General features: G+C 46.3%; 24 protein-coding genes, 1 pseudogene and 1 other annotated feature. Of the genes and pseudogenes, 5 read left to right on the top strand and 20 right to left on the bottom strand.

Going from position 1 to position 22792, the window contains the following annotated elements:
* Window positions 1-60: 60 nt before the first annotated feature.
* From DY231_RS14045 to thrS, 14 genes are all read right to left on the bottom strand, one after another.
* Window positions 61-786 (bottom strand): EAL domain-containing protein, encoded by a 726-nt coding sequence (locus DY231_RS14045; protein WP_115629212.1) that lies wholly within the window; start codon window positions 784-786, stop codon window positions 61-63.
* A 293-nt stretch (window positions 787-1079) separates the two neighbouring features.
* Window positions 1080-2054: a LacI family DNA-binding transcriptional regulator gene (locus DY231_RS14050; RefSeq protein WP_115629214.1), complete on the bottom strand. Its 975-nt coding sequence runs from the start codon at window positions 2052-2054 to the stop codon at window positions 1080-1082.
* A 128-nt stretch (window positions 2055-2182) separates the two neighbouring features.
* Window positions 2183-2644, bottom strand: a complete 462-nt coding sequence (locus DY231_RS14055) for an NlpC/P60 family protein (protein WP_115629217.1) — start codon at window positions 2642-2644, stop codon at window positions 2183-2185.
* A 79-nt stretch (window positions 2645-2723) separates the two neighbouring features.
* On the bottom strand, window positions 2724-3470 hold the full coding sequence (gene btuD, locus DY231_RS14060; protein ID WP_256682669.1) for a vitamin B12 ABC transporter ATP-binding protein BtuD: 747 nt from the start codon (window positions 3468-3470) through the stop codon (window positions 2724-2726).
* Window positions 3470-4021 carry a glutathione peroxidase gene (locus DY231_RS14065; RefSeq protein ID WP_115629222.1) on the bottom strand — a complete coding sequence of 184 codons (552 nt, stop codon included), beginning with the start codon at window positions 4019-4021 and terminating at the stop codon, window positions 3470-3472. The genes btuD and DY231_RS14065 overlap by 1 nt, the downstream gene beginning before the upstream one ends.
* Before the next feature lie 26 nt (window positions 4022-4047).
* Window positions 4048-5028, bottom strand: coding sequence for a vitamin B12 ABC transporter permease BtuC (gene btuC, locus DY231_RS14070; RefSeq protein ID WP_115629225.1), 981 nt, complete (start codon window positions 5026-5028; stop codon window positions 4048-4050).
* Window positions 5029-5146: 118 nt separating this feature from the next.
* A complete protein-coding gene (gene ihfA / locus DY231_RS14075) occupies window positions 5147-5446 on the bottom strand; it encodes an integration host factor subunit alpha (protein WP_001229265.1) in 300 nt (99 codons plus the stop codon).
* Between the two features lie 4 nt (window positions 5447-5450).
* Entirely contained in the window at window positions 5451-7838 is a 2388-nt protein-coding gene (gene pheT / locus DY231_RS14080) for a phenylalanine--tRNA ligase subunit beta (protein ID WP_115629228.1), read from the bottom strand.
* Between the two features lie 14 nt (window positions 7839-7852).
* Window positions 7853-8836 (bottom strand): phenylalanine--tRNA ligase subunit alpha, encoded by a 984-nt coding sequence (pheS, locus tag DY231_RS14085; protein ID WP_115629230.1) that lies wholly within the window; start codon window positions 8834-8836, stop codon window positions 7853-7855.
* A 55-nt stretch (window positions 8837-8891) separates the two neighbouring features.
* Window positions 8892-9015, bottom strand: a sequence feature (Phe leader region).
* Window positions 8966-9010 carry a pheST operon leader peptide PheM gene (gene pheM, locus DY231_RS14090; protein WP_001386830.1) on the bottom strand — a complete coding sequence of 15 codons (45 nt, stop codon included), beginning with the start codon at window positions 9008-9010 and terminating at the stop codon, window positions 8966-8968. (Overlaps the previous feature by 45 nt.)
* 77 nt (window positions 9016-9092) lie before the next feature.
* Window positions 9093-9449: a 50S ribosomal protein L20 gene (rplT, locus tag DY231_RS14095; protein ID WP_000124850.1), complete on the bottom strand. Its 357-nt coding sequence runs from the start codon at window positions 9447-9449 to the stop codon at window positions 9093-9095.
* Between the two features lie 45 nt (window positions 9450-9494).
* Entirely contained in the window at window positions 9495-9692 is a 198-nt protein-coding gene (gene rpmI / locus DY231_RS14100; protein WP_005968897.1) for a 50S ribosomal protein L35, read from the bottom strand.
* A 96-nt stretch (window positions 9693-9788) separates the two neighbouring features.
* Window positions 9789-10331, bottom strand: coding sequence for a translation initiation factor IF-3 (infC, locus tag DY231_RS14105; RefSeq protein ID WP_072011152.1), 543 nt, complete (start codon window positions 10329-10331; stop codon window positions 9789-9791).
* Between the two features lie 4 nt (window positions 10332-10335).
* Window positions 10336-12264: a threonine--tRNA ligase gene (thrS, locus tag DY231_RS14110; protein ID WP_115629233.1), complete on the bottom strand. Its 1929-nt coding sequence runs from the start codon at window positions 12262-12264 to the stop codon at window positions 10336-10338.
* 410 nt (window positions 12265-12674) lie between these two features.
* On the opposite strand from thrS, the gene DY231_RS14115 reads away from it, so the two are divergent.
* Entirely contained in the window at window positions 12675-14582 is a 1908-nt protein-coding gene (locus tag DY231_RS14115; protein ID WP_172588696.1) for an acyltransferase family protein, read from the top strand.
* 39 nt (window positions 14583-14621) lie between these two features.
* Here the strand turns inward: DY231_RS14115 and DY231_RS14120 are convergent.
* The 4 genes and pseudogenes from DY231_RS14120 to DY231_RS14135 all read right to left on the bottom strand — a co-directional run bounded on the left by DY231_RS14120 (window position 14622) and on the right by DY231_RS14135 (window position 16704).
* A pseudogene (locus tag DY231_RS14120) lies at window positions 14622-14963 on the bottom strand (tail fiber assembly protein).
* A 147-nt stretch (window positions 14964-15110) separates the two neighbouring features.
* Entirely contained in the window at window positions 15111-15881 is a 771-nt protein-coding gene (locus tag DY231_RS14125; protein ID WP_256682670.1) for a Rha family transcriptional regulator, read from the bottom strand.
* 12 nt (window positions 15882-15893) lie between these two features.
* Window positions 15894-16463 (bottom strand): BRO-N domain-containing protein, encoded by a 570-nt coding sequence (locus DY231_RS14130; protein ID WP_115629238.1) that lies wholly within the window; start codon window positions 16461-16463, stop codon window positions 15894-15896.
* A gap of 73 nt (window positions 16464-16536) precedes the next feature.
* Complete coding sequence (locus DY231_RS14135; protein WP_115631850.1) at window positions 16537-16704, bottom strand: Arc family DNA-binding protein; 168 nt, start codon at window positions 16702-16704, stop codon at window positions 16537-16539.
* A gap of 74 nt (window positions 16705-16778) precedes the next feature.
* Here DY231_RS14135 and DY231_RS14140 point away from each other — a divergent pair, with 74 nt between their 5' ends.
* From DY231_RS14140 to DY231_RS14150, 3 genes are all read left to right on the top strand, one after another.
* Window positions 16779-17210 carry an Arc family DNA-binding protein gene (locus tag DY231_RS14140; protein ID WP_115629241.1) on the top strand — a complete coding sequence of 144 codons (432 nt, stop codon included), beginning with the start codon at window positions 16779-16781 and terminating at the stop codon, window positions 17208-17210.
* A 222-nt stretch (window positions 17211-17432) separates the two neighbouring features.
* Complete coding sequence (locus tag DY231_RS14145; RefSeq protein WP_115629243.1) at window positions 17433-18461, top strand: acyltransferase; 1029 nt, start codon at window positions 17433-17435, stop codon at window positions 18459-18461.
* Window positions 18462-18538: 77 nt separating this feature from the next.
* The gene (locus tag DY231_RS14150) at window positions 18539-19237 is read left to right on the top strand and encodes an SGNH/GDSL hydrolase family protein (RefSeq protein WP_115629246.1); all 699 of its coding nucleotides are present in this window, start codon (window positions 18539-18541) and stop codon (window positions 19235-19237) included.
* Between the two features lie 64 nt (window positions 19238-19301).
* On the opposite strand, the gene DY231_RS14155 is transcribed toward DY231_RS14150, so the two are convergent.
* Entirely contained in the window at window positions 19302-20012 is a 711-nt protein-coding gene (locus DY231_RS14155) for a hypothetical protein (RefSeq protein WP_115629248.1), read from the bottom strand.
* A gap of 170 nt (window positions 20013-20182) precedes the next feature.
* On the opposite strand from DY231_RS14155, the gene DY231_RS14160 reads away from it, so the two are divergent.
* Window positions 20183-21294, top strand: a protein-coding gene (locus tag DY231_RS14160; protein ID WP_115629251.1) for an IS3 family transposase whose coding sequence is annotated in 2 segments (ribosomal slippage) — window positions 20183-20444 and window positions 20444-21294 — 1113 coding nt in all. Because the reading frame shifts where the segments join, the coding sequence is not laid out codon by codon here.
* On the opposite strand, the gene DY231_RS25240 is transcribed toward DY231_RS14160, so the two are convergent.
* Complete coding sequence (locus DY231_RS25240) at window positions 21274-22791, bottom strand: tail fiber/spike domain-containing protein (protein ID WP_172588698.1); 1518 nt, start codon at window positions 22789-22791, stop codon at window positions 21274-21276. The two genes, DY231_RS14160 and DY231_RS25240, sit on opposite strands and share 21 nt — an antisense overlap.
* Window position 22792: the final 1 nt, after the last annotated feature.

Consider the following 22792-nt stretch of genomic DNA (forward strand, 5'->3'; position numbering starts at 1 on the left):
TGCCGATAGTGTAGTGCTTGTGTGAAGTTTTAAACACGGCACATTGGCAGGGGTATTCTCTTAATGCAGAGAATAAGGATGGAGCCAGTCGATCAGCGCGTTTGAAGGAATAGCGGGCCAGTAATTACCCTGCATAGCAAAGTCCGATAATGAAAGCACTTTCTGGCGAGCAGTATCTTCATCAACACCGTTGATCACCAGAGTCTGGCAAAACGGCGAAAGCTGCGCCAGTAATGCCATCATAAAAGGCTCAAAAGAACGTTGTTTAATTTGTTTATGAATAAACGCCTTATCCAAAAACACACGCTTAAATAAACCGTCGAAAATCGGTTTAGTGGTCGCAATTCCAGCACCAAAATTAGCCAACGCTAATGGAAAATGCTGCGTCATTGCCATTAGCCTGGCATTTTCATTGCCAAGATTTAACTCGGGAAAGTTCTCATTGATAGAGAATTCAATGAATGAAAGCTGCATCAACCGGGAATGCAGCTCGGTACTGGCTAAAACCGCATCAACAATTACCACGCTTATATTCACCCAGACAACTATATTTTGAGTCTTAAAGAATTCTTGATAGTTATCGAGTAATTCTATTTGTTCTTTGAATAATTGTAATTGCTGTTCTGGTGTAATTGTCGAGTTCACTAATTCAGTTGGAATACGCACCGGGGCGTCAACGCCAACAAAATTAAGTAATAATTCAATACCTAAAAGTTCATCATTAGGTAAGTAAACAGGCTGGAAATAAAAATCCGAGCGATATTGTACATCGAATGCGAGGATCATGTTCCCAACCGCGTATCAAATGAGGTGGATGGTATCGTGACACGATGAGTATCCAGGATTAGCTGGATTGATTTTATTGTAATTAAATGCAAAATCGTCCCTGAATGCGTATCAGAATCTTCTTTAAGTATAATTAAATGCTTATTGGAATTCATGTTGCTGGAAGGCTGAAAAGAAAACAAACCCTGAGGAGCTGAGTAAACAAAGTGACAGGGGTATGTAAACGTCGCCAACACATCAACAACTTGAAAGTCGAAAGATATATTATCCTGTTTAAGTCATTATCGCCAGTTTTAGCGAATAACACGAACTGAATCGCGATGGATTATCTCGGGTGAAAAAGATTCATTCTCGCAATGAGAGTCCAATAATTTACGGATAGCGAAGCGGGCCATTTCAGTTATCGGAAAATGGACGCTGGTAATTGCGGGGCGGACAAATGCGGCTCGTTCCCCACTGTCATAACATATAAGTGAGATATCCTGGGGAATTCGCAACCCGCGTTCGGTGATAGCCAGCATTGCGCCAATGGCCAGTTCTTCGTTACAACAATAAATTGCCGTCGGCTGCGTATTTTCAAGCAGTTGCGCGGCCAGTTGATAGCCGCTGGGCATATCATACTCGCCCCCCAGAATCGCAACAGGTTCAATGTTTGCCCGGTCCACGGCATCGATAAAACCTTGCCTGCGCAGTAAACTTGAAGAACGGCTTACCGGCCCGTGCAGACAGGCAATTTTAGTATGCCCTGCATCAATAAATACCTGGGTGGCACACGCACTTGCGGAGCGGTGATCAAACACCACACAACGCGGTTCGAGGCCGGGAACGTCCCTATCTAATATGATAAATTTCTTTTCTTGTTCCGCCAGTTGATTCAGCGTTTCATCGCTGATGGCGCGAACGTGTAATACCAGCCCGTCGCAGCGCAGATTAAACAGCCGCTGAATGGCATTGAGTTCTTTCTCAGCCGTATCTCGCCCTTGCGTCACCAACAATTGCTTACCATTTAGTTCAGCTTCACTTTGTACGGTGTCCATTAAGGCACCAAAAAAACCGCCGCGATATGACGTGGTGACTAAACCGAGAGTATGACTTTGGCTCGAAGCTAACGCGCGAGCGGCGGGATTTGGGGAGTAACCCAATTCAACAATGGCGGCTTCAACTTTGATACGCGTCTGCGATTTAACTTTAGTATCGCCATTCACGACGCGTGAAACGGTTGCCCGGGATACACCTGCGCTGGCGGCAACATCTTCCAGAGTAACCATGAACTATCCTTTCAAGGGAACGAAATGCACCCAGATATTACCTGAAATTATCAATAGCGCCTGAGTTAACCATGGAATTGCGGAAGGGAGTCACGTTTAGGGCCATTTGCTGGCCCTGACGCGTAAAACTAGATGCGGCGAGCCTGCCAGAATTTTTTGCTCCAGTAGACGTTATCAAGCGACGAGCGCATTACGCCACGGCTGGTCGAAGCATGAATAAACTGGTTATCCGTATCGTAAATACCGACGTGCAAACCGCTTTCACCAGAACCGGTTTTAAAGAAAACCAGATCGCCCGGCAGCAAATCGTCTTTGTCTATTTGCGTGCCGATCTTCGCCTGCTGCTTTGTTTCACGCGGGAGTTGTAACTCGAATCTGTCGCGGAAGGTAATAGAGACAAAGCCGGAACAGTCAACGCCACGGCGGCTCATTCCCCCATAACGGTAAGGCGTGCCATGCCAGCCACTGAGCTGATCGTTGAGTTTTGCGATGACCGTTATTGAGTCCGATAAACGAGAATTTGGCGGTGGCGCATGATGGCTACACCCTGCGAGAACCAGACATGCTACAAGAAGAATCCATACACGCATTTCAGGCTAATCCTCACCCGTTTATAATTTCCAGTAATTTAGCGCTTACCTATGATTTGGTGCAAGTTTTTACCATCATCTAAAGCGGGGCTATTAGCATACTGTGCCCTTCAATCTGCAATCGGCGGAAGTGCATGTTATAAGCTGTCGCTAAATGTTGCGGTGACAGCACTTCATCCCGATTTCCTTGCGCAATCATTTTACCAGCCCGCAATAACCAGACGGTGTGCGCATGGCGCAAACTATGGTTTAAATCATGGCTGCTCATCACCACCGCAATACCCGCTTCACACAATGCCACCAGGATCCTGTCCAGCGCAGTTTGTTGCGCGACATCGAGGCTATTCATTGGCTCATCCAACAAGAGTAAACGCCCTTGCGGATTGATTTCAGGATGAATTTGCAGAACGACAGCGGCCAGACGAACACGTTGCCATTCCCCACCCGAAAGCTGATTCACGCTGCGGGTGAGTTTGTCGGTCAGACCGAGCGTTTCCACAAGGTCGAGCATAAGGGTGTCTGTAGGGCCGAGCGTTTGATGAAGCTGTAAATAGTGCCAGACGGGCATGGAAAATGGCGGCATCTGTTGTTGAGATAAATAAGCCCGATGACGTGCCAGCTGTATCGGTTGCCAGTCATTCAGTTCACGTTCAACAAAAGTGATTTGCCCGCCACCGGAGCTTAAACCCGCAGCCCGTGTTAACAAGGTGCTTTTCCCGGCCCCGTTTGGCCCGACAAGGTGTATCAGTTCACCAGCATGAACCGTGGCGGAAATCGGCCCAAGCCGTTCCGCCACTGCGACATCATTAAGTTGCAACAACGGCATTATTTTGCCAGTGCCGACTTAATTGCATCAACAATGATTGCGTCGTCAGGCGTCATGTCTGGTGAAAAGCGTTGAATTACCTGACCATCACGACCAATCAGGAATTTTTCGAAGTTCCAGAGAATATCGCCAGGATGAGCTGGAGCGCGGCCTTTGCTGCTCATGCGTTCCAGAAAACCGCTGCCTTCGGGCGCGACGGCATTCGGTGCGGCGGCGACCAGTTTTTCATATAGCGGGTGGCGATTTTCACCGTTCACGTCCAGCTTGCTGAACATAGGGAAAGTGACGCCGTAAGTGGTGCTGCAGAAAGTTTTGATCTCTTCTTCGCTACCCGGCTCTTGCCCCAGGAATTGGTTGCACGGAAAACCGAGCACTGAGAAGCCTTGCTGCTCATATTCTTTCTGTAGGTTTTCAAGTTGCTCGTATTGCACTGTCAGGCCGCATTTAGAGGCAACGTTCACCATCAGCAGCACTTTGCCCTTCCACTTTTCGAGCGTTGTGGCTTCACCATCAATGGTAGTAACTTGAGTGTTCAGAATGTCTTGCATTATTTACCCCTGAATTGAATAGCGTTTGATTATTTCCCAGCTTTTAATAATAGCCAGATAAATACAGGTGCGCCTAACGTTGCTGTCACGACGCCAATCGGTAATTCTGCGGAAGCCAAAGCCAGGCGAGCAATCACATCGGCCCCCAATAACACTGTGGCACCAGCCAACGCGCTCGCGGGCAGTAAAATACGATGATCGGTTAAACCTTTCAGACGTAACATATGAGGGATCACCAGGCCGATAAAACCAATTGCGCCAGCAAGCGCAACGCTCACGCCCACCAGCCAGCCTGTCGCTATCACCAGAATGTTGCGCCATACCCAGACAGGCAAACCGAGCTGACGTGCGGATATTTCGCCAAGCGCCATCAGATTCAATGGGGCGTAGTTGCGACATAACCACAGCATCACGGGCAATAACGTGACCATGAGCCACCATTGCCGCCAGTCCACGCCACCAAACCCGCCCATCATCCAGTACATTAACTGGCGCAGGTCGAGGCTGCTGCTGAAATAAATTGCCCAGGTCATCAGTGCGCTACAGATGATGCCCAGCGCCACACCGGCGAGCAGCAAGCGGCTATTCGAAAGATGACGACGTGAAAAACGCAGCAGGATGAAGGTGATAATCAGCGCACCAGCAATGGCACAGATACCCAAAACCCAACCCGGCAGCATGCCCTGTCCAAGTAAAACGGCCGCCACTAAGGCCACACCCGCGCCATTGGAAACGCCTAATAGACCCGGTTCCGCCAGCGGATTTTCAAAAAGCGCCTGCATGATAGTGCCAGAAATCGCCAGTGCCGCGCCAACCAGCAACACCGCTAATGTACGTGGCAGGCGAATTTGCCAGATAAACAGCTGCGCATCCTCACGCATCCAGTGTTGTGGGGCAAACCATTGATCCCCTGCGCTCAGGCTCAACACCACCATGCCTAGCATTGTGGCGAACAGTGCTAACAACCAGCGGCGTTCGAGAAAGCGCTGTCGCGCAACAAAAGTGTGCATCTGGATAATAAGATCCAATTAGTAACAATTCATAAATTTGATTTTACGGGGGATTTTCCGCGCAGGACAAGAAGAAAAGAAAAAGGCCGCTTCAGGCGGCCTTTTTGGTTAATTCAGGTTACTCGTCTTTTGGCGACGCGTTTTCAACCCTACTTTTCAACTTCTGACCAGGTCGGAAAGTCACAACACGGCGAGCCGTGATAGGAATATCTTCACCAGTCTTCGGGTTACGCCCGGGACGTTGGTTTTTATCGCGTAAGTCAAAATTACCAAAGCCTGATAGCTTAACCTGCTCGCCGTTCTCCAGAGCGCGACGGATCTCTTCGAAAAACAGCTCTACCAACTCTTTAGCATCACGTTTGCTAAGCCCTAGCTTATCAAACAGATATTCTGACATTTCAGCTTTTGTAAGCGCCATACGTTCAATCCCTCAATGATGCCTGGAATCGCTCTTTTAATGCCTCTACGCATTTTGCAACGGTAGCGGCCATCTCCTCTTCTTCGAGTGTACGGCCCGTATCCTGCAGGATAAGGCTTATGGCAAGGCTCTTATAGCCTTCGGCTACGCCTTTGCCACGGTACACATCAAATAAGTTTACGCCAACTACCTGATTTGCGCCAACTTTCTTACACTCGGCCAAAATATCTGCTGCGGGAACGTTTTCAGCGACCACAACAGCAATGTCACGGCGGTTCGCAGGATATCGAGAAATCTCTGCCGACTCAGGCACAGCGCGGTCTGCAAGCTTGCTCCACAGCACTTCGAACACCAGAGTACGGCCATTGAGTGACAGCTTGCGCTCGAGCTCTGGATGCACAACACCAATGAAACCAACGTATTCCCCGCCTAAATAAATGGCAGCACTTTGGCCTGGATGCAAAGCTGGGTTGCTTGCAGCTTTGAATTCGATGTCAGAAAGTTTACCAGTAAGATCTAATACTGCTTCCAGATCGCCCTTCAAATCATAGAAGTCGACAGTGTTACGCGCCAGATCCCAATGCTCTTCGTAGCGATTACCGCAGAGGGCAGCAGCCAGCATAAGATCCTGACGGATACCCAGGTCTGCCTGAGTATCAGGAACAAAGCGCAAACCTGACTCAAAGATACGCACGCGTGCCTGCTGGCGGTTCTGGTTATAAACCACGGTATTCAGCAGGCCAGGCAGCAGAGATAAACGCATCGCTGACATTTCGCTGGAAATTGGGCTTGGCAGAATCAGATTTTCTTCACCTGGGTGCAGCAATTGCTGAACTTTAGGATCAACAAAGCTGTAGGTGATGACTTCCTGGTAGCCTTTATCGACCAGCATGGTTTTCACACGCTTGAGCGATAAGTCTGCTTCGCGATGGCTGCCCATAATCAGACCCGCCTGAACAGGCTCATTCGGGATGCTGTTATAACCATAAACGCGTGCCACTTCTTCAACCAGATCTTCTTCAATCTGCATATCGAAGCGCCAGCTTGGTGCCACTGCCGTCCATTGGTTGTCGCCTTCAGTTACTTCACAGCCTAAGCGGCGCAGGATGTCGCTAACCTGTGCATCTTCAATGTGATGACCGATCAGGCGATCCAGTTTGCTGCGACGCAGAGTAATTGTGGCAGCTTTTGGCAGATGTGCTTCATTAGTCACGTCAATAACCGGACCCACTTCGCCACCGCAGATATCAGTCAACAGGCGAGTTGCACGATCCATCGCTTTATATTGCAGAGCTGAATCCACACCACGCTCATAACGATGAGAAGCATCGGTATGCAGACCATGGCGACGAGCGCGGCCGGTAATAGACAGCGGATTGAAGAATGCGCACTCCAGCAGCACGTCCTGGGTTTCATCATTCACGCCAGAATGTTCGCCACCAAAGATACCGCCCATTGCCAGCGCTTTATTGTGGTCAGCGATAACCAGCGTGTCAGCTTTCAGCTTCACTTCGTTACCATCAAGCAGAGTCAGCGCTTCGCCCTCTTCTGCCATACGCACAACAATGCCACCGTCGATGCGACTCAGATCGAATGCATGCATCGGTTGGCCAAGTTCGAGAAGTACATAGTTGGTCACGTCAACGACTGCATCAATAGAACGAATACCACAACGACGCAGTTTCTCTTTCATCCACAGCGGGGTTGGGGCTTTAACGTTGATGCCTTTAACCACACGGCCAAGGTAACGCGGGCACGCTTCAGGCGCATCCACACGAATGGGCAACGTGTCGGTGATGGTCGCCGCTACTGCGGGCATTTCTGGTTCGTGCAATGGCAGTTGGTTCACAACAGCTACATCACGCGCAACACCGATGATACCAAGGCAATCGGCACGGTTTGGCGTAACGCTGATTTCGATAGTATTGTCATCGAGCTTCAGGTATTCGCGGATATCAGTGCCAATTGGCGCATCCAGCGGCAACTCAATAATACCGTTATGATCGTCGGAAATACCCAGCTCGGAGAACGAGCACAGCATCCCTTCAGATGGCTCGCCACGCAGTTTGGCGGCTTTGATTTTGAAATCACCTGGCAGAACAGCACCGACGGTTGCCACAGCAACTTTCAGGCCCTGACGGCAATTTGGCGCACCACAAACGATGTCTAACAGGCGCTCGCCACCGACATTCACTTTCGTTACACGCAGTTTGTCAGCGTTTGGATGTTGGCCGCACTCAACCACTTCACCCACCACCACGCCATTGAATGCACCTGCAACGGCGTCAACGCCATCAACTTCCAGACCAGCCATAGTGATTTGGTTGGAAAGCTCCTCACTGCTGTTGGCTGGGTTTACCCATTCGCGTAACCAGAGTTCACTGAATTTCATTGGATATCCCGCCCTTATTTGAACTGTTTGAGGAAACGTAAATCATTTTCGAAGAATGCACGCAGATCGGTCACGCCGTAGCGCAACATGGTCAGACGCTCCATGCCCATGCCGAACGCAAAGCCTGAATAAACTTCTGGGTCGATACCGACGTTACGTAGAACGTTCGGATGCACCATGCCGCAACCTAACACTTCCAGCCACTTACCGTTTTTGCCCATAACATCTACTTCGGCGGACGGTTCAGTGAACGGGAAATAGGATGGACGGAAACGAATCTGCAGATCCGCTTCGAAGAAGTTGTTCAGGAAGTCGTGGATGGTTCCTTTCAGGTTGGTGAAGTTGATGTTGGTATCAACAATCAAACCTTCCATCTGGTGGAACATCGGGGTGTGAGTCTGATCGTAATCGTTACGATAGACGCGGCCTGGCGCAATAATACGAATCGGCGGCTGCTTGTCTTTCATGGTACGAATCTGTACACCAGACGTTTGGGTGCGCAGCAGGCGAGTTGCATCGAACCAGAAAGTATCGTGGTCAGCGCGAGCTGGGTGGTGCCCTGGGATATTCAGCGCATCGAAGTTATGGTAATCGTCTTCGATTTCCGGGCCAGTTGCCACAGTAAAGCCAAGTTCACCAAAGAAGCTTTCAATACGGTCAATGGTGCGAGTCACCGGGTGCAAGCCGCCATTTTCAATGCGACGGCCAGGCAGGGAAATATCAATGGTCTCTTCTGCCAGACGCGCATTCAGCGCGGCACTTTCGAGGGCGTGTTTGCGTGCATTCAATGCTTCTTGCACTTTCTCTTTCGCTTCATTAATTACCGCACCAGCGGCTGGACGCTCTTCTGGTAGCAATTCACGCAGGGTTGTCATCTGGAGGGTCAGATGCCCTTTCTTCCCTAAATACTCGACGCGTACGTTGTCCAACGCGGCAACATCATGGGCCTCGTTTATGGCGGCCGTTGCATTGGCAACCAGCTCTGCGAGATGTGGCATGGTATTCCTCTTATGCCGGCACAATTGCCGGGGTAGTTGATCCGTATACAGAAGCAAAAAAAAAGCCTCCATAGTGGAGGCTTTCAGCGCTATTTTTCGTTTCTTTTCTTACGCGCAAAGCCCCCTGATTCAGGTGCTAAAGTAAAAAAAGAAACGGAAAATAGCAGCATTCATGCTTGCAGTTACCTTATTGACCAGGGTTAAAAATTACCGTTAGAAATTAAAAGAGGGAGACAAGCTCCCTCTAATAACCGGCTTACGCCAGAGCTGCTTTCGCTTTCTCAACCAGTGCAGTAAATGCCACTTTGTCGAATACGGCGATGTCAGCCAGGATCTTACGGTCGATTTCAACAGAAGCTTTTTTCAAGCCGTTGATGAATTTGCTGTAAGAGATCCCGTTCTGACGAGCTGCAGCGTTGATACGTGCAATCCACAGCTGACGGAATTGACGTTTACGTTGACGACGGTCACGGTAAGCGTATTGGCCAGCTTTGATAACAGCCTGGAAAGCAACGCGGTAAACGCGTGAACGCGCACCGTAGTAGCCTTTGGCTTGTTTAAGGATTTTTTTGTGACGAGCACGTGCGATAACACCACGTTTTACGCGAGCCATATTAGCTCTCCTGTTCTATATTCTGAATTAATTAAAAAGTGCTACTTATGCGTACGGCAGGCAAGCGATGACCAGGCCCAGATCCCCTTTGGAGACCATACCTTTCGGACGCAGGTGACGTTTACGCTTAGTAGACTTTTTAGTCAGAATATGACGCAGGTTAGCGTGCTTACGCTTAAAACCACCACCGGCGGTCTTTTTGAAGCGCTTAGCGGCGCCGCGTACAGTTTTAATCTTTGGCATTTAATAACTTTCCACTTCGCATTGTTAATAAAACGAACCAGAAGGCGAACAAATCTCACGAGGCCGAAACCTCGCGAGAACTGTTACTTGATGGCCTTACTGTTTCTTCTTCGGAGCGAGCACCATGATCATCTGGCGGCCTTCGATCTTCGATGGGAAGGATTCGACGACTGCCAGTTCACTCAGATCGTCACGGACGCGGTTAAGCACTTCCATACCAATCTGTTGGTGAGCCATTTCACGACCGCGGAAACGCAGTGTGATTTTAGCTTTATCACCCTCTTCCAGAAAGCGAACCAGGCTGCGGAGTTTTACCTGATAGTCGCCATCATCGGTACCAGGTCGGAATTTGATTTCCTTGACCTGAATAACTTTTTGCTTCTTCTTCTGTTCCTTAGAAGATTTGCTTTTTTCATAGAGAAACTTGCCGTAGTCCATAATGCGGCAAACAGGCGGTTCAGCATTAGGACTGATTTCGACTAAATCAACTCCTGCCTCTTCGGCTTTTTCCAAAGCTTCATTCAGACTGACAATACCAATAGGTTCGCCTTCTAAGCCTGTCAGACGAACTTCTGTGGCACGAATTTCTTTGTTTATGCGATTAGGACGCGCCGGTTGAACTCTTTTTCCGCCTTTAATAACTCTATTCCTCTAGTTGATTAAGATTGCGACTGCGAATTTCTAATTGCAGTTTTTCAATCAGTTCGTTTACGTCCATGCTCCCCAAATCTTTGCCACGACGGGTACGAACGGCTACTTTGCCTGCTTCGACCTCTTTATCGCCACAAACTAACATGTATGGGACACGACGCAACGTGTGTTCACGGATTTTAAAGCCAATCTTCTCATTTCTCAAGTCTGCTTTTACACGAATGCCTGCATTTTGCAGTTTACGGGTCAATTCGCTAACGTATTCAGACTGTCCATCAGTGATATTCATGACCACTGCTTGTACTGGCGCAAGCCAGGTTGGGAAGAAACCTGCGAACTCTTCAGTCAGGATACCAATAAAACGTTCCATTGACCCGAGAATTGCACGGTGAATCATTACCGGAACCAGGCGTTCGTTATTTTCACCAATAAACGAAGCGTTCAAACGTGATGGTAATGAGAAGTCTAGCTGTACAGTACCGCACTGCCATGCACGATCCAGGCAGTCGTACAGGGTAAATTCAATTTTAGGGCCATAGAATGCACCCTCACCCGGTTGATAATCAAACGGAATGTTATTTTCTTGCAGTGCAACAGCCAAATCTGCTTCTGCACGGTCCCACATTTCGTCAGTACCGATGCGTTTTTCAGGACGAGTAGACAGTTTCACAACGATTTTTTCAAAACCGAAGGTGCTGTACATGTCATAAACCATGCGGATACAGCTGTTTACTTCGTCACGAACCTGGCTTTCGGTACAGAAAATGTGCGCATCGTCTTGAGTAAAACCACGAACGCGCATCAGACCATGCAACGCACCTGACGGTTCGTTACGGTGGCAGCTACCAAACTCAGCCATACGTAATGGCAAGTCGCGGTAGGATTTCAGACCCTGATTAAAGATCTGAACATGACCTGGGCAGTTCATTGGCTTGATGCAGTATTCACGGTTCTCGGAAGAAGTCGTAAACATCGCATCTTTATAGTTGTCCCAGTGGCCGGTTTTTTCCCACAGCACACGGTCCATCATGAACGGGCCTTTCACTTCCTGGTACTGGTACTCTTTGAGTTTGGAGCGAACAAACACTTCTAACTCACGGAAGATAGTCCAGCCGTCGTTGTGCCAGAACACCATACCAGGCGCTTCTTCCTGCATATGATACAGGTCGAGTTGCTTACCGATTTTACGGTGGTCACGTTTGGAGGCTTCTTCCAGACGTTGAATATAAGCATTCAGCTGCTTTTTATCGGCCCATGCGGTGCCGTAAATACGTTGCAGCATCTTGTTGTTGCTATCACCACGCCAATAAGCACCGGAGGTTTTCTGCAGTTTGAAATGATGGCAGAAACGCATATTCGGTACGTGCGGGCCACGGCACATATCAACGTATTCTTCATGATGATACAAACCTGGTTGGTCATCATGGCTGATGTTTTCATCAAGAATCGCGACTTTATAGCTTTCGCCACGGTTCACGAAGGTTTCACGGGCTTCATGCCAGCTCACTTTCTTCTTGATGACATCGTAATCTTTCTCAGCCAGCTCGTGCATACGCTTTTCGAGCAGCTCAAGATCTTCCTGCGTCAGCGTGTGGTCGATATCAACGTCATAGTAAAAACCGTTGTCAATCACCGGGCCAATCGCCATTTTGGTGTGCGGCCACAGCTGCTTGATGGCATGACCCAATAAGTGGGCGCATGAGTGGCGGAGAATCTCCAGGCCAGCTTCATCTTTTACAGTGATAATCGCAAGTTTGGCATCGTGCTCAATAATATCAGATGCATCAACCAATTCACCATCAACACGGCCAGCGATACACGCTTTTGCAAGGCCTGGACCAATATCCAGAGCAACATCCAGCGGGCTAACAGCATGGTCGTAATGGCGTTGGCTGCCATCAGGAAGAGTAATAACAGGCATTATAAGTCCTTATTCGCAGTGGTGACCCACACGTAAGATCACATGCAACTTTATATAGTTTAATTAAATCAGCGGGTTAAGAAGGGTTGAGTGCTTCACCTCGCAAACTGTGTACATCGTAGTGTACAAAATACTAAATGTACCCACTTCGACCTACTGATTAGACCGGACAATAGTACACGGCATTGGGGTATGGATAAAGGTGGAACTTGATTGCAACGAAATGAACCACCTATGAATCACATCACCGGCACATCGTCGAACTCTCCACTCCTGGCATCGTTCAGTATCGACTACACCAATGGTACTTATTAGATGGATTTTAACTCACTAACTTCCGCAGCCTGGTTATTGCCGATGCTCCCGCAGATGTTAGAATCCACGGCAACCAAAAAATCATGAACCCGATAATGTTAAAATATAGATCTGATATTGATGGCATCAGAGCCATAGTTGTAGTTCTTGTCGTTATCTATCACGCTTTCCCGTCACTACTACCTGGCGGTTTTATTGGTGTGGATATTTTCTTTGTCATATCTGGATTTCTTATCACATCCATCTTAAAAACCGAGATAGTGTCCGGTAAGTATTCGGTTAAGGATTTTTACCGCAGACGAATCGACCGTCTGTTTCCTGCACTCTTAGTTGTGATGTTTTCGGTTTTCATCTTCGGATGGTTTACTCTCTTCGCTGATGAGTTCATGCAGTTGGGCAAACAACTAGCCGGCAGTGCAGGATTTATAGCCAATATCCTATTTTATAGTGAAGTTGGATATTTTAATGCTACGTCTGCAACCAAGCCACTTTTACACCTTTGGTCTCTCGGTATAGAAGAACAGTTTTATCTCGTGTTTCCCCTAGTTCTTTATTTTGCATATAAAAGAAAGCTAAACCTTGTTTTGGTTGTGTCCTTGCTTGCTGGCGCATCCTTCCTATTAAATGTCATAAGCATCCGTGAAAATGTCGAGAGGACATTCTATCTACCTCAATATCGGCACTGGGAGCTACTGCTGGGTTCCATCCTTGCACTTCTTATGCATGGTGAAAAGTCGAAACGTCCTTTAAAGTCAGTTGCATTCCCACTGGCTGCAATTTCTCTTTCAGTCATTATTGTCACCGCATTCACACTTCACTCTACTGTAGCATTCCCCGGCTGGTATGCCCTGCTCCCAGTTGTCGCGTCTGTATTGCTGATCTGGACCGCGCAAGATTCTGGCCCTATCAAATCAATTATCTCCTCGAAAATATTTGTATTTATTGGACTGATTAGCTATCCACTTTACCTCTGGCACTGGCCTCTATTCTCCCTTGCGCACATCATAAACGGGAGCACCCCACCAGACTGGGTTTTGCTGGCATTGACGGCTCTGTCATTTGTACTTGCGGCAATAACGTACTGCTTAATTGAAAGACCGCTAAAACATGTAAAATCTTGGAAGAAAAAGACTATCCCAATGTTGGTTCTGATGATGATAATTGGAATGGCAGGATATGTGACATACGCAATGAACGGCATTGATAGCCGGGCGAATATCAAAGTAAGCAAGGAAGTAAGCAGACAGCTTATCGGTACCATTTGGCAATACACGAAAAATGATAATTGCCTGGAAAGATTTAAAACAACGCTGGCAACGTCCTCACCATGGTGGTTCTGCACATTAAAGCGCAATGCAGACCCGGATGTTCTGCTATTGGGTAATAGCTATGCTAACCATTTATATCCTGGTATCGCAAACAACAGCCACTTGAAAGATCTAAATGTACTTTCTATCGGTACGGCTGATGTCACATCAGGGGTTCTGGTGAGTAAAAGTGCTAATCAGACGGAGCAAATGAAATTCGTCGATGACATTATGCTAAAAACAAAATCCATTAAGTACATTATTATCAGTGGAATAGTTTCAAAGCCTGATGATTTGTATATCGCTGGTTTGATAAAAAGAATGTCAACTATCACTGCCAATGGCGCGAAGGTTGTTATCTTCTATCCACATGTAAGGTTGTCTGATGATATTAAAGCATGCTTCTCGAGACCACTTAAAACACCTAAAAAATCATGTGAATCAGACCTTACAGAGCTGAAAGATATCCAATCAAATTTAGCATATCTTAAAGAGAAGGTTATCGCAGCCTATCCGTCGACGCTATTCTTTGATCCTAATTCTGTATTCTGTGACAAGAAAAAATGCTCGTCAGTAAGAGATGGATTGCCTATGTACAGGGATGAATATAAGCACCTTTCCGAGTATGCGAGCATGTCAGTTGGCAATGATTTTACTGTGTGGGCTAAAAGTAATCTCCCAGAGATACTTAAATAATCATCCTGTTGGCGGGCTATATTGCCCGCCATAGTGAGATTACTTAGGTGCTACTGGCCACTCTATGTCTGGTGCGCTTGATATATCGACAGCTTCAAGTTCATCGAGATAATCCAGCCATAAATTATATTGAGCAAGGTCGTCTCCTTTTAGGCGACCAACGGCTGCTTTTCCGGGCCATTGCTTACTGTTTATAAAGTCATTGGCCTCTCAGATAAGCTTCTGCTTTTTCTCTTCAGCTTGCATCACCAACTCATCATGCGTAGGTGGTGGAACATCGATCCAGACCGGATAACCATTATCATCAGCGCCGAGAGTTTTCCCTTCCGGGTAAACAAAGAATTGATTCCTAGTGTCCTCGTCAATATCAACGCCCTTTATTGGCCAAGTGCCTGCATTGATTTGACACAGAATCGGCGATGGCCTGCGCGGTTTGCTGCTCACCGCCGATTTGGGACTGAGTAGAAATTGGCATGTAAACTCCATAAAAAACCCGCCGAAGCGGGTTATGTTGTAAGTATTTCTAATTTAGAAAATTTTACGCAAATCTAATTCGTAAACGGCAAGCCATGCGTCGCGCGGCCAAGACTTCACCATGCCAAAGCGCTTGTCCTCAACTTCCAAAGGCATCGCGTCATTTTCACGGCACCATTTACGCAATCCCTGCCACTTATATTCATTTCCAGTTTTGTTCTCTACCGCAGTGATCGTCGCGTGCTTCCTGCATGCTCCAACTGTTTCAGCTAATTTGTTCTTCTCACGAACAGCTGCCGAAGCGGTCGCCATCGCAGTAGCTTCACGCTTTTCACCAATCCACGCTTTTGTTTCAATGGCATGATCACGCTCAATACACAGCTTTTCCTTTTCTTCCTCAGCAACTACCAAAGCAAGCAACGCTTCTTTGTAGTTGGATGGAAGTAATGGTGTCAATGCTATTGATTCAAGCTCTTGCCAGCGATCAACCAATGCACCAGTAAATTCAGGGGATAGTTGAGCGACTACAACATAGCTATCTCGTTTATCAAGAAGATATGCTTTAACCCGAACAACCTTTCCTAACCCATTGATATTCTCAAGAAACGCCATTGGCGCACTTGTGATAACACCCTTTAGCATTAGGCGCTCTATTGAACGACGCACATCAGTATGCCGGGACTTGACCAGCTCAGATATCTCAAGGCTGGACATGGTGACAGGAACTGCTTTAACTGCTAAATTACCTGTAAGCATTGATTTATACCTTGTCGGTAGTTGATGTAAGCCGCCAGTCCTACCTGGCGGTTTTTCTTTTTGCGCCATCCAATGCGCCTTTCAGTGATACTGCAATCCCTTCAAACCAGAAGCTCTTTCCATTCCCCCACGAACGCCATTCACCTGAGCACATGCATCTAGACGATCAACCATCTTCACGGCAATAGGTGATCCAAGCGCTCTCAGTGCAGGGTCAAGTTCGTTGCGCCAGATATCACGCATAACTTCTAAGTGGATACATGCCACATTGATGTTGTGCACATGCATTTTAAAATCGAATGCTGGATTGACGTTTCCCTGCGCGACTTCACGGTCGAGGATGTCCAGCACCCAGCGGCGAAATTCTTTGGCCTTCGGTGTGCGGGCAAACATATCTATCAAGTGAGCGCTACGCAGAGAGAACATACGTGCATCTTGCATTCCACCAGGGGTGGTTACCTTGACCACCCCTGTCATTTGCTGGGTGAATTCATCGGCATGTCGATTGAAAATGCGATGTATTGCCTTGTCGTCTGCATAACCCAGAGCTTGTCCTACTTCCGCGGCTAGTAGCCATGTCTGACCGCCCATCTCCATATACGCAAAATTAGTGTTCTGGAACTCAAGGCTGTTATTCGTTATACTTTTCATGTCGATAATTCCTTTGCGGGTATTGTTCGATAAGAGGCACAGAGTGTTAGCGCACTTCTGGGCTTCGTCGTTCTTATGCTTGTGCACTTCTTTCACCAATTAGCCCGTACGCCTTTCTTAGTTGATAAATCAATTCTGTATTGAACTGACGACACTCGTCTTCCCCATTCTTTTCAATAGCTTTCCTAACATCCTCTGGAATGCGAACCTTGCGCTGGTACATCTCTTTTGCTTTTTCCACTGAAGCCTCCATTAGTTGCCCCACCGTGAGGCATAATTTACATATTGTGAATATTTGCAGAAAAAGAATTCAAAATGAGCAGAGAAGACCCACAGTTAAGAATCAGACTTCCAGTTGAATTAAAAGAAAAAGTTGAAGAGGCCGCGAAAGCAAACGGACGGTCTATCAATGCTGAAATTGTTCATAGATTGGATGTGAGTTTTCTGAAAGACATTCCAACTGACCAGTTAATTTCAGCGAAAGAAGCCATTCAGATTGTAAACAAAGCGAAAGATGAGCTTTCTGGCATCATCTTCGAAAGAACTTTCACAGAGATAAACAAAAAAATCAGGCTGGGACATACGAGCTTCTTCATTGATCTGGATGACCTTGAGCTTGACGGAATTTCTGAGGATGACTTTTCTTCACTATTTAGTCTGACATTTAATCGCCTAAATGAGCTTGGCTATGCTGTCTCTGATAGAACATGGGATGTGGGCGGATTTTTGGTGGAAATTCCAGAATAGACAGTTAACAAAAAGCCCACCTGAGTGGGCTGCTACTAGATGCAGGTGTGATTTGCCGCTGGAGATGGGAAGCCCATGGTGATCACCTCAATTTACACTGTGTTTATATACAGTATTTCATGGATGGGTTTTGATCAAGCACGACGGCATCATAAAACTTGATGGTATGATGTAAATGTATAGAATATTAGGATTACTCTAAATTGATGGTTTTTTTAAATTATGGCGCGAGACTACTCTACCGACCTATTGCGGATAGTATGTTGTTTTCTAGTTGTAGGGATACATGTAACTCCTTATTATGATCAATATCTATTGCAAAATGTAACGCAATCTCAAAAAATAATAGCATTGTTGATACAATCTTTAGTCCGCGTAGGACTGCCGGTGTTTTTTGTTATTAGTGGAATGTATATTTTAAGTTCCAACTTAAAATCTATTACAGATTTTTACAGAAAAAGAGTAAGTTCACTGATAATTCCTTTCATTATCTATGCCTTTCTGCATTCTGTTATTTATATGACAGTGGCAGGCACGCCCATTACACCTAAAACCGTTCTGGATATTATTGAGCAGATGAAATCAAGCACCGGAATATCGCCTCATTTCTGGTTTGTTTATTCAATGCTCGGAATATATTTGGTTTCACCAGCGTTCAATGTGTTCATTAAAGGTTTAAGCGAAATAGATTCGATTATAGCTTTAGTTGTAATTTTAACCTCCAGTGGTTACATGCAATATCTTGGCGGCGCTGTTCCAGGTTTTTCTTTGCCTACGCTTGGCGTTTGGATGTCATACTTCGTAATTGGTGGTTTGATATCTAAGATAGAAAATTACAAAAGATCATTGATGCTATGCCTGCTAATTGCATCATTTGTTTTTACGGCATTTTGTATCTATCTTCAATTTAATGTCTTCAAATCATCAAACCTAGGACCATATGACGGAGGTTTGAATATGATGCTATTTACGATCTCGCTCTGCCTGTTTTTTAAAAAAATAAAAATCCAACCTGGAACGGTCATTTGTAAGATCATCGAATTAGTTTCACCGAGAACATATGGTATATACTTAATTCACATTGCAATACTAACCACCTTAGCACATTACATTGATTTTAGTTGGTATATAGGAAACATACTTACCTACAGTGTCCTTATGTCAGCAACCACGTTCTTTATTTCGCTAATTATTTCCTACGCTGTAGACAAGCTTTTGTGTACCACAATTTTGAAATTGATAAATAGTTAATCCAGTTCAGATGCCATTTTTTAGATGGCATCTGTTTTTAAAAAATTTACGACAAATAGTTTAAAAGGTATTTTGTAATGAAGATTTTTTTAACAGCATTTTTATTAGCGACTGCATTTTCTGCTTCTGCAGACATAAAAACTGCATTTATTGGTGATGAATCTCGTCTTGGCACATTTGGTGTGGTTAATTTTACACATAAAATGAAATTATCGCAGATTGATAAAAAATCAGACACAATCTTGATGTTTGGTGATTCGATAATGCAAGGCTTAAATTATAATGGATTGCATTTTGACCATGTTACACTGGGCATTGTAGGAGATACAGTTTATGGAATCAAAAAGCGAATTGAAGAAACCGACATAGAGAATTATAAAGCTGTATTTGTTGAAGCTGGAACTAATAACCTACTAATGGGAGAACTGGGCATTCCTTTGGGCATGGAAATGGCAGATTTGATTGACTATGCAGCCCCAAAAGCAAAAATTCTGTACGTTTCTGAAACCATTGTTTCTAATCGAGTGGCGTATAAACACATTGATGAATCCTTTAATAACGCAGATTATTTGATAAAAAAACAATGCGCCAAGTATAAAAATTGTGTTGTCGTTCCTCTACCTTCTGAGTTTATTGGCAAGGATGGAATGGACCCCAAATATACATTAGATGACCATGTTCATCTGAACGCAACGGGTTACTTGCTTTGGAAAAAACAACTAAATAAGGCTTTATCGCCTTTCCCTTATTCAATTTACTACAAGTACATAAATTAATCATGCTGCATTAGTTTTTTTGCAGTATATAAAGGCCACATAGTGGCCTTGTTTTTACCTACCATTAAGATAACTGAATATCTAGATAAACCTTAACGTTCGGCGCTGTCATTCCTGAAAGATTCACCTGCCCAGAAGGGTTTACAGTGGCTAATCCCATAGAAAAACCTATATCATCTGACGTAAAAGCGACCGGGAAGCTTCTATTTTTTGTTGGTCTGCACCAGCGTGGCTGTGTGAAAATAACTCCACCGTTTGCAAATCCCGTGAGCGTTAATTTTGCATTTATTGAGTTGTTTGAAACGGAGCTCGGCGTTGCCACTGATGCCGTGCTGGAGCACCAGAATTGTGGGAATGAGCGAGCTGAAATATCAATTTTTGAATACCAATCAATTATTGTTGAGGCTATGATTTCGGCGTACAGGCGGTAAGCTAGCGGGCTCTGGTGAATGGCATCACGATCAAGTGGGTCGATGCTTTTATTGAAGTACTCAGGCAAAGGAGCTGGCAGTTGATGTGTGGTTGTCACACAAATAGCACCATCACCATACTTCATCATCTGACGCTTACCCGCCTCACGCAATTCAGCAGCCCCATCATAATTGGCAGTTGCTTGTCCAGCCCCTCCAATTAACGCTGATGAATACCACATCCATGGCTCAACCCACACTGGCATACGGCCCAGCCCAGCACAGTAAACGACAAACTCCTCGATCATCGCAGCGAATGAGTCAGGATCGCTATTGGCCTGACCTTCGTTTGTTCCTGCAACCATGATGATGATATAGGCGTCTCCCGGCCCTTCAGCCTTCAGCCTTCAGCCTTCAGCATATCCAATGCTTGCCGCATAAATGTTCCCGCCACAGTGTAAGTATCCCTGTAATCCGTACCATTCACTTTTAGAGATCTTCCGACATACTGATTATGTCACCTGTGGAGATCGCTATGCGTAAGATCCGATTCACCGAGCACCAGATCATCGCCGTTCTGAAGTCTGTCGAAGCCGGGCGCACCGTCAAAGATGTGTGCCACGAGGCCGCAATTTCCGAAGCCAGCTACTACAACTGGAAGGCGAAATATGGCGGGATGGAGGCCGCTGATATCAAAAAAATCAAAGATCTTGAGGACGAGAATCGTCGTCTCAAACAGATGTTTGCCGATCTGAGTCTGGAATGCCGGGCGCTGAAAGACGTCATCGAAAAAAAGCTTTAAAACCAGCGATAAAGCGTGAGCTCGTCAGCTATCTGACCGTACAGTTTACGATGAGCATACGCCAGGCATGCAGGATGTTATCGCTGAGCAGGACGGTGTTTCGTTATCAACCGGATACACGACGTGATGAACCGGTGATCCTGACGTTGACTGAACTGGCAGAACGCTATCCGCGATACGGATTTAAGAAGCTTTTTCAGGTGCTTCACAGGCAAGGTAACGCCTGGAATCACAAGCGTGTACACCGGATTTACTGTCTGCTGAAACTGAACTTTCGTCGTAAAGGAAAGCAACGTCTACCGGCGCGCAATCCGGCTCCACTTGCGACACCTGAGGCACTCAACCAAAGCTGGTCGATTGATTTTATGCACGACGCGCTAACATGTGGCCGACGTTTTCGGACTTTCAACGTCGTGGATGATTTTAACCGAGAGGCTCTGGCCATCGAAATTGACCTGAATATCCCGGCGCAGCGGGTTGTGCGGGTACTGGACAGAATAGTGGCAAACCGTGGATATCCGCTGAAGATGCGGATGGATAACGGGCCGGAACTGATATCACTGGCTCTGGCGCAATGGGCTGAAGACCATGGTGTGATGCTGGACTTTATCAAGCCGGGTAAGCCAACGCAGAACGCGTTTATCGAACGATTTAACCGAACATACCGGACCGAAATACTTGATTTTTATCCGTTCAGAGCGCTGAACGAAGCACGGGAAATAACGGAACGCTGGCTGAACGAATACAACAGTGAGCGGCCCCATGAATCCCTGAATAACCTGACGCCGGAAGAATACCGGCTGATGGCTGAGAAACCGGAAATCTCAAAAAGTGCGTGGAACTAAAACGGGTGTGCTTACAACAGCTTTGTTGCGAATGTTTACGGAGCGCGCGCCATTGCTACCATCAATAAGCTGAGGCAGGTATTTGTCAAATGCCGAGATAAACCCTTCTGCTGTGCTATCACCATGTATCAAAATGTTTAATCCAGCCTTTCCCTGGATGCCGTTTTTAGTGGTATAACTACAAATTCCTGTCACTCGAGAAATAGCGCTCGCATCCGCACTAAGTGTGACAAATCCAACTTCATAAATATCCCCTGCATTTCCTGAATTGTACGGCAGTCCGATTGAAACACCGTTCACAACAAAACTGAAAATTGTTTTTGATTGTAGAGCAATACCTATTGTTGCTTTCCCTGAGGAGTAAGAAAGAACATTTCCTCCAGGAATTGAGATTGCCGAGCCATCAACTGGAGATTGACCTATTTGCTTTACGCGATAGCTCCACGATGTAGCACCTGGGGCGGCGTAAATCATAACCCAACCCTGCCCGCACCGTAGAATAATTCCGTGCTGGCTTCCAGTTCCTGTCTGCATTTTGATATGTGCTGATATTGTTTCACCAATATCAATTGGTGCAAAAATGCCTGTGTATTTATTTTGAACAAGCCCGACCAATACAGCGGTCTCTGATGTGGTCCCAATTGCTCCGTCGCTGAATGTGTCTCCATCCACACTCCTGATTCTGCAATCAGTAAGCTCAACCTTTTTCATTCGAACAGGGTTTCTATTTAAAATCGCCTGTTTGGAGATGTAGTCAACTTCACCGCCCGTTGTTTTGAATTGCTTACTCGGGAATAAAAATGTGCATTGACCGACAAAATCCAATGTTTTGATTAATGCGTAATGGTCCCAATCAAATGATAAAATTGCCCCATCATCAACAATGACTTTACTGTTTTTCAGCGCATCAGTTTCTGCAACAGTGTTCAGTATTGTGTATGTGATTTGTGACAGGCTGTGCCCAGGGAAATAAACATACCCATATTGAGCAATGCTATCTTTCCAAGCCTGTACAGCGTTCGCGCTGTTGTATGAAGGCATGGCTGTAACTGGTATCAGCGGAGTCCCGCCAACCAACCTGATGCCACCTGCGGTAGCAAGTTCTTTGCGAAGAACGTCGCTCACATCGACCGGCTGCCATTTCCCCTCACCCGTGCCACCAGTTGAACCCGGCGTTGAATCAGCATCTACTGTTTTAGGGAGCGTCGCTAAATCATCCCAGCGGTACCATGTGTCATCAGTGGTGTCCTGAATAATATCACCAGGGTTAGCCACGGTTGCGCCACCCTGGAATGTACCGACAGGATTCCAGCCAAGATTATAGATTTGCTGCAGAGCAAGTTGCTTAAGCCCTTCAATGGTGTAGTGCTTGCCGCCAAAGCGATCGATATATTGCTGTGCCAATGACGTCACGAACTCGTCAATTTTACCTGCATTGAATTTCAGGTCTTGAGGCAATTCTGATGCAACTGGTTTCTGTGAAGGTGTAGTCGCCATA

Source organism: Buttiauxella agrestis (assembly GCF_900446255.1).
In the GTDB taxonomy this organism is placed as follows: domain Bacteria; phylum Pseudomonadota; class Gammaproteobacteria; order Enterobacterales; family Enterobacteriaceae; genus Buttiauxella; species Buttiauxella agrestis.